Source organism: Arsukibacterium sp., assembly GCF_018402695.1.
GTDB lineage: Bacteria > Pseudomonadota > Gammaproteobacteria > Enterobacterales > Alteromonadaceae > Alishewanella.
Genome location: NZ_JAGYIM010000006.1, coordinates 1 through 9,846 on the forward strand (window position 1 = coordinate 1; position 9,846 = coordinate 9,846).

Annotated in this window: 8 protein-coding genes; all 8 read right to left on the reverse strand. The window is 50.4% G+C overall.

Annotated features, from left to right (window positions below):
* A partial coding sequence (locus KG631_RS00100; protein WP_213994639.1) for a type VI secretion system tube protein Hcp occupies window positions 1-404 on the reverse strand: 404 nt, incomplete at its 3' end.
* A gap of 309 nt (window positions 405-713) precedes the next feature.
* Window positions 714-3,365: a type VI secretion system ATPase TssH gene (gene tssH / locus KG631_RS00105; RefSeq protein ID WP_213994640.1), complete on the reverse strand. Its 2,652-nt coding sequence runs from the start codon at window positions 3,363-3,365 to the stop codon at window positions 714-716.
* Window positions 3,366-3,385: 20 nt separating this feature from the next.
* Complete coding sequence (gene tssG / locus KG631_RS00110; RefSeq protein WP_213994641.1) at window positions 3,386-4,381, reverse strand: type VI secretion system baseplate subunit TssG; 996 nt, start codon at window positions 4,379-4,381, stop codon at window positions 3,386-3,388.
* A 24-nt stretch (window positions 4,382-4,405) separates the two neighbouring features.
* Window positions 4,406-6,238, reverse strand: coding sequence for a type VI secretion system baseplate subunit TssF (gene tssF, locus KG631_RS00115; protein WP_213994642.1), 1,833 nt, complete (start codon window positions 6,236-6,238; stop codon window positions 4,406-4,408).
* Window positions 6,238-6,726 carry a type VI secretion system baseplate subunit TssE gene (gene tssE, locus KG631_RS00120; protein WP_213994643.1) on the reverse strand — a complete coding sequence of 163 codons (489 nt, stop codon included), beginning with the start codon at window positions 6,724-6,726 and terminating at the stop codon, window positions 6,238-6,240. Before tssE ends, tssF begins: the two co-directional genes overlap by 1 nt.
* Window positions 6,727-6,731: 5 nt before the next feature.
* Window positions 6,732-7,568: a type VI secretion system accessory protein TagJ gene (locus KG631_RS00125; protein WP_213994644.1), complete on the reverse strand. Its 837-nt coding sequence runs from the start codon at window positions 7,566-7,568 to the stop codon at window positions 6,732-6,734.
* A 10-nt stretch (window positions 7,569-7,578) separates the two neighbouring features.
* Window positions 7,579-9,114 carry a type VI secretion system contractile sheath large subunit gene (gene tssC, locus KG631_RS00130; RefSeq protein ID WP_213994645.1) on the reverse strand — a complete coding sequence of 512 codons (1,536 nt, stop codon included), beginning with the start codon at window positions 9,112-9,114 and terminating at the stop codon, window positions 7,579-7,581.
* 55 nt (window positions 9,115-9,169) lie between these two features.
* The coding region (gene tssC, locus KG631_RS00135; RefSeq protein WP_213994646.1) for a type VI secretion system contractile sheath large subunit at window positions 9,170-9,846 on the reverse strand (677 nt) is incomplete at its 5' end.

A 9,846-nucleotide genomic window follows, 5' to 3' on the forward strand; every position in this document is an offset into this window, starting at 1 on the left:
GTAACAGTCATCATCAGCTCGGTGTAGCTGATAACGATAGTTTCAACAGGACGGTCGCCAGAAACTGACATCTGATAGCTGCTGATCATTGCATCAGTCAGTTCAATTTTCATGATTTCTTCAATTTTGTCGCCTTGCTTGGTAATGTGGAACACAGCCTTCTGGCCTTTACCGATAGTGGCTTCTTTGAATAAATCTGGTGATGATTTATCTTGCAGTTTAGTAATAACAATATCGTTTAACCGGGTAGAACTGGCTTCACGGTCCATCGCAGTACCGGTGTATGAAGTTAACTCGCGGTGAGAACCCCAATCCATCGATAGTACGGTGATCATGTCTTTAAATTCATCAGCGGTTGATTCGCCTTTGATCGCGCCATACTGCAGGTAGGTATTTGCTTGCATGCTATGCTCCTTTTGCATATTTAAAATAGTGTCCTCTCAGGACAGATATAAACCCGGGCAAACCTCACCCCGGCCAAACGCTAAAAAAACACTCCCTCCAACCACCATGATTACTACAAACAAAATTAACACTGTTTAAACATTAAAGCGGGCTATGTCGGTAAAGTACTTTTTCAAACTGTACAAATTATACATTCAAAGCATCTATGATCAACTTTTAATTAACTATTTATATCTATTTTTAACTTAAAATACTGCAAGTCGGAATAGAAATGAATTGCAATATTAATTGTTTAATAAATGTAATATTCAGTCGATAAGATAGTCGAATTTTTCGTCATTAAAACTCAAGCTAACCTGAGCTATCTGCTGTTGCTCTGCACTGCGCTGCAGGATCAATACAGATAGCTCGGGCAACAAGCTGTTTTGCAGAATATTGTGAATAGTACGGGCCCCAGAACCGGCGTCCTGACAACGGCTGACAATAGCGTCGATCACCGCCTGGTCGTAACTGAACCCGGCGTTGTAATGTTGCCGCAACCGTTTTTCAATCCGTTGTAGCTGCAAGCGGCTGATCATGGCCAGTTTGTCATCATCCAGTGGTAAATAAGGTATGACATTGAGCCGGCCTAAAAACGCGGGTTTGAAAATTTGCAGTAAATCATCTTTCAGGGCTTTGCCAAGACCGGCAATTGACGGCGCCGTCTCTGGATCCTCAAACAAGCGCATGGTAGTGTCGGTACCAACATTAGAGGTCATAATAATGATGGTATTTTTAAAGTCGATATCCCGGCCTTCGCCATCCTTGATTGTCCCTTTATCAAATACCTGATAGAAAATATCCTGCACCCCGGGGTGAGCTTTTTCCATTTCATCCAACAGCACAACGCTGTAAGGCTTGCGACGAACGGCTTCAGTCAGAATGCCGCCTTCGCCATACCCGACATAGCCTGGCGGTGAACCCAGCAATAACGATACTTTATGCTCTTCTTTAAACTCCGACATATTGATAACAGTCAGGTTATCTTCACTACCATACACCTGTTCAGCTATCGCCAGCGCCGTTTCGGTTTTACCGACACCACTGGGGCCGGTCAGCAGGAAAATGCCGTTCGGTTTGTTTTCATCGGCCAGTTGCGCCCGTGAGGTCTGAACCGTGCGGGCAATCAGCGCTAATGCATGTTGCTGCCCCACCACTCTGTTGGCCAGGTGTTGTTCCAGCGCCAGTACATTATTAATTTCATCGGCCTGCATTTTGCCAAGTGGTATACCGGTCCAGTCAGCAACAACCTCGGCAATTAATTGCTCGGTAACCTGCCAGTGCACCATCGGGGTAGTAAGTTCAGCTAAGTTGGCGCGCATTTGGGTAAGTTGCTGTTGTAATTGTGCTGTCAGCTGTTTTTTATCTGTCTGTGACTCATCTTCTGATCCCACAGTCGATGTTGAAGATGCATCAGTAGTCTGTTGCAGCTTCGCTGCCAGCTCTCGTGCTTGCTTTACCCATTCACGCTGGGTTTGCCATTGCTGCTGTAAACTGGCAAGCGAGCTTTCAGCATCTGTTAATTGCTGCTGTAACTCGTCCAACTGACTGGTATGCAGTACCCCCAATGTTTGCTCGCGCAGCAGCACGTTAATTTCACTTTGCAGCTGTTCTACCTTGCGCTGCTGATCTTCAACCGGGCCTGGTACGGCGTCCTGGCTCATTGCAACCCGGGCACAGGCGGTATCAAGCAGGCCGACGGCTTTGTCAGGCAACTGCCGGCCATTAATATAACGGTCCGATAAATACGCCGCAGCCTGCAACGCTTTATCGGTAATGCTGACCCCATGATGGCGTTCCATTACCTCCAGTAAACCACGCATCATCAGCACGGCTTTCGCCGGGCTGGGTTCTTCTACTTTTACGACCTGAAAACGCCGGGTTAATGCGGCATCTTTTTCAAAATACTTTTTATATTCTGCCCAGGTTGTTGCAGCAATGGTTCGCAGCTCACCGCGGGCCAACGCTGGTTTGAGCAAATTAGCGGCGTCGTTCTGACCTGCCTGACCACCACTGCCAATCATGGTATGGGCTTCGTCAATAAACAGAATAATCGGAGTTGGACTTTGCTTTACCTCACTGATGACATTTTTCAGCCGATTTTCGAATTCGCCTTTCATGCCGGCCCCGGCTTGCAGTAAGGCTAAATCCAGCACCCGTAACGATACGGACTTCAGCTTGTCCGGCACATCGGCTGCAGCGATGCGCAGCGCCAGGCCCTCAACCACCGCTGTTTTACCGACGCCGGCCTCACCGGTTAAAATGGGATTGTTCTGGCGACGCCGGGTTAAGATGTCAATCATCTGGCGGATCTCAAAATCCCGGCCGACAATAGGGTCAATTTTACCGGCTCGCGCCTGAGCAGTTAAATCAATAGTAAATTGATCCAGCGCCGGCGTTTTGCCACCCTGTTTTGCACCTGTATTAGTCGGCGCATCACTCTGCTCTGCTGACTGCGCCGCCAGATTGGGCCAGACCCGCAATAATTCTGCCGGGTTAACTTTATCCAGCTCCGGAATACGGCGCAGTACCAGGCCAGCCAGGCTTTCATCCTGTAACAAGGTGTATAATAAGTAAGCGCTGCGAATTTGCCGGTCACCAAATTCAATAGTGGTATTAAGCCAGGTAGCTTTTAACCAGCTGATCAGTTGCACCGAAATCCCTGGCAGCGAGTTATTGCCGGTTTTCAGTTGCTCTAACGCCTGCTGCAGTTGCTGCTGCAGCTTGTCAGTATCGATGGCAAAGCTGCGAAACAGTAAATTAAAATCGGCACTGTCACGCTGCACTAAGGCATCCAGCCAATGCTCAATTTCCACCGTATAGTGGCTGCGCGACTGACAACGTGCTGTAGCGGCCTCCAATGCCTGCTTACAGTCGCTATTGAGTTTTTCTACCAGACTTTTCAGAGAACTTGTCGACATACATGCTTCCTGTGCATTAATTAAAGCCGGCCCAGTTGAAAACCAACCTGAGCGGGATGCTGCGATATTGCAGCGCGGATACTTAACCGGCTACCGCGGCCAAGCGCAGTTTGCCGGCTGGCCAGGCGGGTACAGGCAAAGTCCTGTTGTTTACCCTTGATCACCAGCCGAACCTGCAAATGAGGGTCGAGATAACGGCTGACAATCTGCTGAATGAGCTGATAACGGTTACCGCCGGGTAACAAAGCGGGCAATTTTGCTGCCGGGGCATCGACTTCAATCACCAGCGCAGAGCTGACATCCCATACCCGTTGTCCCAGCATGGTGGTCTGACCCAACGCGCCATTCTGGCCCTCTGGTAAGGTGCGGCCACTAAGCCGGCTTTGCTCAGTAGCGTCAACTGCTAACCAACGCCCTGATAACGAGACCACCCGGCTATTTGCACCAAGCAGGTCGGTCAATATTTGCTGCAGAAACTGAGCCGGACGATTACGCTGACTGAAGGCTCCCGCGTAGTACAAGCCCAGGTTATCCTGACAGCCGGTAAGCTGTTGCAACAACTTACTGAACGGATCGTTTACGCCATCGGCAATTTCATACTGACAGGCAAAGCGGTATTTTTCCCAGGCCCGGTAATACAGCGAAATCAGCCGATGATTGAACATATCGTAGAAATCACGCATTGCGCCGTCGCGCTGTTTCAACCGCTGCAGCACCATTTCGGTGTAGTGCTGCGGCAGCACGCCACTGGGCCCGGTTAACCCCAGAAAGCTGACGTACAGCTCCAGCGCCAGTTTGTCATCACTGTTGGTGCGGGAATTGGCTTTATTTATGGGTTGCCCGGCAAAGCCCAGATGTTGCTCTGCCTTAAACCGCACTAACTCGGCCGCGGGGAAGGCATCACGGCCAACGCCATGCCATTGCTTCTGCTCAGCGCTAAGCTGGCGTTCTACCTGATACACGGCCTGGTAAAAATCATAGTCCGCCGGGCTGGCCACTAAAGCTGCTAAACTCATAAGTTCACGCTCACAATTTTATACTCACAACAGTACCCTGCTGCCTACTCTGGCCGGCCAGCGATGATAAATCTGTTCGTGTTCCTTCAGTTTTACTGTCAAGCGGGTATAGCTGTTGATACTGGCGTACTGGGCAAAAAATGCATCGAGGATATTGGCAAAAAAGTACACATTACTACCAGCATAGGCAGACTGGCTGAATTCCAGCAAAATCTCGGTACCGCTGCATACCGCAATCCGCCCTTGCTGGTTAACCCTGGCAGAGCCACTGCTCAGGGTTAACCCGGTAATACCGTCAATCAGCGCTTTGGACTCTGGTGTACAGCGAAAATCGTATAGTTTCAGAGTTTCCTGCAACACCTTTAGCGCCTGCTCCCCGCTGAAATGATTCAGGGTAAGATGATTTACCAGCTGCCAGCGGCTGCTCTCTGCTAATGCCGGCCGGATACTCATAGTCGGTGCGATCAGACAGCGCACCGATTTAATCACATCAGCATGTTTGCTGATGGCAAACTCCGGTTCGCCGCCACCAAAGGGCAAGTATGCGGGCTGGTTACGGTTACTGCACAATGCATTAACCTGGATTACCCAGTTTTGCTGCTCATCATTATTACTCACCCCTTTAAAGAGGCGGTCAATAATGGATAAATACACTTCGGTGCCAGCTTCGGCATATCCCCCTGCCCAATCGACAAATTCGCGCCGGGTGTGCCAGAATAACTGTTGCTGCTGCAGGTAGTCAGGATGGCCCTGACTATAATAAGGGTTAAGCGTGACTTCATTACCTTGCGGGTCAAATGCCTGTACCTGCTGCACCTGTACGACTTCACAAACATCTGCATCCAGATAACGAGGCACCAGCCGGTATTCATACTGGGCAGACTCCAGCTTCACCGGCTCCAGTTTCTGCTTAAATAAGTTAATGACCGGGGTGCATCCAAGCAGCACACTGTCAGCCGTGACATGGCGCTCCAGTTCATCTGCCCCCTCGGCCAGATAGAAATAAAAATCTACTTTATCGGCGACACCAGGCCAGTCCGGGTCCAGATCGGTTAAAGCAAAAAACAGAAACTTTTCCGGACATAAAAATTGCTCTATTATTAAGCGGTAGCCAGCAAAACTTCGCTGGCTGTAGGGCACCACCTGCTCATCATCGGCAAAGCCGACGGCCTGAATATGCCGTGGCTGTAAAAAGCGCATCTGCTCGGGTTGCCCCGCTGGCGCCACGCCGATACTGATCACATGGCGCAGAATAAGCTCAAACAACTTGTAAACATGGTGGCGCTGGCCGTTAAGATAAAACCGCAACTTACCTACTGCCAACTCCTGCAGCGACGTGTTATCAAACTCGCAAGCTAAGCTGAGTTTCAATAGCGCCTTCGCGGTCTGACTGGCCGGTGGTTTAGGCGCATGGAAAGGCGCATTTTTAAACTCGGCCTGCACCACTTCCAATGGCCAGATATCGGTGTCGTAACAACTTTGAAAGGTACAGGGTTTTAACCCCTCCGCCCGGGTTTCAAATTCAGTACCGCGTTTAACCCTGATTCCAGAGGTCGACAAATTTTGACTGACCAGTTTCAGTACCGATACTGATGGAATTGGCGCCTGATAGTCCGGGTACATCTGGCCAAGTAAGGCATCGGTTAATTCGGGGAAGCTGTCATCCAGTTTTTGCCGGATCTGAGCAGTTAACAGCGAAAAAGCCTCGATTAACCGCGATACATGCGGGTCCTCTACTGTCTCTTCGCTGATCCGTAGCCGGCCGGCTATTTTTGGGTATTTCTCGGCATACTCTGCCCCCATCCGGCGGATAAACGTCAGTTCACGATTGTAATACTTCAACAACTCATCATTCATTACTGATAATCCCTGATGGTCAGCCCCAGGTGAACTGGCTCTACTTCAGAATCAAACATAATATGTTCCGGCTCCGGGTCAGCGTATAACAGTGCTTGTATTCGCAACCGCAATACCCGTTCAATACTTTGCTGCTCGTCGGGTAATGACACGTCGACCTCAACGAAACGAGGCTCAAAACGCCGGATACACTGCTCTACCGCCCGGCATAACTGCTGGCGACCTTCAATGGAATCAACTACCATCACCGAGAAATCTGGCAGGCCGTAATTCAGCAAGCTTTGTGGCAATTCAGCATAGCTTTCGGGCCAGACATGCCACTGCACCCGGGTGTTGAGCAGGTTTTCTAAATCTCGCCGCACGCTTTGTCGCAAGGCTTTTAAATCGAAACCACGGCGTTGCCGGCCCGGATCTTTCTGACCGGGTGCATCGTCAATCAGCCGGTCAAGCAGCGACATCTGTAACGCCTGCTTCTGATGCACTTTCATTGTGGTTACTCAGCCATCGCCGGCGTCGCAGCCAGGCTGGCTTCATTCAGAATGTCCAGCTCCAGCAAATCACCCAGTGCCACTGCCTGCTCACCAAGCAATACCATCTTCTGGCCACTGCCGGTTATCAGCCTGGCATCGTGCTCATGCCAATCGGTTACCCGGCCAAGCTGGATAGCCGGATCAGTGTCGTTATCAGCGCTGTTGCCAACGTAGATCAGCGGTAAAAATGCCTCGCCCTGCGGGCCATCAATAATACTGATATCAACCCGGCGCCAGATGGTGTCTAGCAAGCTTTTTGGTGGATGAAGCTTTAAACTGGCAATTTGCTCAAAGCCAGCCAGATAGTATTTACCGTCAGTGCCGAACAACTCCAGATAACCGCCCAAGCTATCGTCAAGGTCACGAATATCGCTATACCGCTGGCCGCGCTGTTCGACAGCTACTTCTGGCCGTAACTGCTCCATTTCCTCAGCAGCCAGTGCCGCTGTGCTGATATCCTGCTCGTGCATTGCTAAGCGTAATTTAAGCAAGGCACTGAACATTGGCGCCGGCTCACCAAACAAAGTCGCGGTCATGCCGCCCTGGTAAAAATCCCGCCGGGCAGTTTCGGCCCGAATTAATTGCCGGACGTTGACAGCACCTAATAAAAAATCCGGATGCTGGCGTACAATCATGTCCAGCTGCGCATCGGCTTTATCCAGCTCACCGGCAATGCACAACAGCTCAACATAGACTGCACGCATCTGGGCATTTAGCGGGTCATCCCGCAATACAGTCAGAGCATGCTCCATTGCCTGCTGCAACTGGCCACTACTGATTAACGAATTTAGTTTTTGCATAAAAGATCCCTCAGGCAGACGCCTTTTGTTTCGGAGACAACTCCGCGACTAATTTTACTGATGTCACCATCTGATCCAGCTGGAAATGCGGCTGCAGCTGGATTACTGAATAATAGCGGCCCGGCTGTCCCCGCTTCTCTTTCACCTTGATCCGCGCTTCCCGCAGTGGCCGGCGCGCTCTGACCTCATAAGACGCATCCTCTGAAGCCGTGGTATAGTTGTGCAGCCAGCGTTGTAATTCCTGCTCACACTCCTCAGCTGAGACATACCCCCCCACCTTATCGCGACCAATCACCTTGATATAATGGGCAAAACGGGCCACACATAAGATGTACTGCAACATGGCAGACAAGCGGGCGTTAACAGTGGATAAGGTTCTATCGTAGGCTTTCGCTTCCTGCACCGAAGCATTATTGTAAAACGCATAAAAATCGCTGTAAGGCACTGCCGACAGCGGCACAAAACCGGCATCTGATAGCGCGGCTTCGAAGCGATGCCCCACCAGTAAATTTACTGATGGTTTATTAAATGGTTGATATTTTTCAGTTTCATACTGGCTGACGGGCAAATGAGTCACCAGCCCAAAATTATAATGGCCGGCTTTCATGCCACGGATTTGACCGAACCAGCCCGACTCGCTGTATGCCCGCACCAATACTCCAGCAAACGCCCAGGCCGCATTACCCCACAAATAGTCACGCTGTGGCCGGTTAAACTGCTCTTTAAACACAAAGCCTTCACTACGGCTGCCATCATCTTTATAGGGCGGTCGCATCAGCACCTGGGGTAGAACCAAACCCAAAAAGCGGGCATCTTCCATATTACGCAGCGCCCGCCACTTTACATATTCCGGCTGTTTAAACTGGCTGGCGATATCCGCCACCTGGCCAAGCTCTGAGAAATGATCGACGCCAAACAATGACGGATGAGCCGCGGTTATAAAAGGCGCAAATGCCGCTGCGGCGGTACGGGCAACCTCTTTTAAGGTATCAAGATCATTAATGCTCTGGCCGCGGCGGATTTTATGGCTGATTTGATAATCTCCAATCAACACCCCAAAAGGCTCACCGCCGGCCATATCAAATTCGTTGTCGTAAATCAGTTTGAAAAAATCACTCTGGTCAAAATCTATAGCCCGGTTAATATCCTTACTTAGCTCCGGCCAGGACAGAGAAATTAATTTCACTTTTACTTTTTGCTCACGGTCGAAGCGCTCTGCCTGCTCGGTTAAATACAGTAAACCGCGCCAGCTGGCTTCAAGCTCCTGTAGTACAGGATGATGCAATATAGTATTGAGCTGCTGGTTAATCAGGCTGTCAATTTCCGCGATAGCCCGCCCCAATATTGGCGTAACAAAAGCCGCCCCGACACAGGGACGGCTTTCAATATGTTGCAGCCAGAACAGCACTGCTTTTAACGGATCGGCCTCACGTAAAAACCGGCTGAGTAAGCCTTTGCGCTCATAGCTGGCATAAGACGGACAAGGCCGGTGGTCTTCTGTAATATCAAAGACCGTATCAGCAACAAAATTAACTGCGTCAACCATGACTTGTCCGTCCTTACTTCTGCCAACCAACTGCGCACTCGCAGCTGATGCTGGCTTAGCTACCCATTTCCGGAATTTTAGCGACTAAACGTAACGACGTAGACAGCTCTTCCAGTTGCAGCCATGGTCGTAACCAGGCCACCGCATTGTAAGAGCCCGGCCGTCCCGGGATCTCACGCACCTGGACCTTGGCATCTGCCAGCGGATAACGGGCGCGTACTTCCTGGCCACTGCCTTCAGAGGCGTTGACATAAGTCAGGATCCAGCGGTTCAGCCATACTTCGACATCTTCTGCTTCCATAAAGCTACCGATCTTGTCACGGGCCAGTACTTTTAAGTAATGAGCAAAACGTGACGTTGCCATTAAATAAGGCAAGCGGGCAGAAATGGCCGCGTTTGCAGTGGCTTCCGGGCTCTCGTATTTTTTCGGTTTCTGCGCTGTTTGCGCACCGAAAAACACCGCGTAGTCAGTATTCTTGTAATGACACAGTGGTAAAAAGCCCATTTTGCCAAGCTCTGCTTCACGCCGATCGGTAATGCCGATTTCAGTCGGGCACTTTAAGTCCGGATCACCATCATCACTCATAAAGATGTGTGACGGCAGGCCTTCAACCTTACCGCCGCCTTCTGCACCACGAATAGCCGTACAAAAGCCATATTGGGCAAAGGCGTTAGTCAGCCGGCTGCCCAGCACATAAGCGGCGTTCATCCAGCAGTAGTGGTTATGGTTGG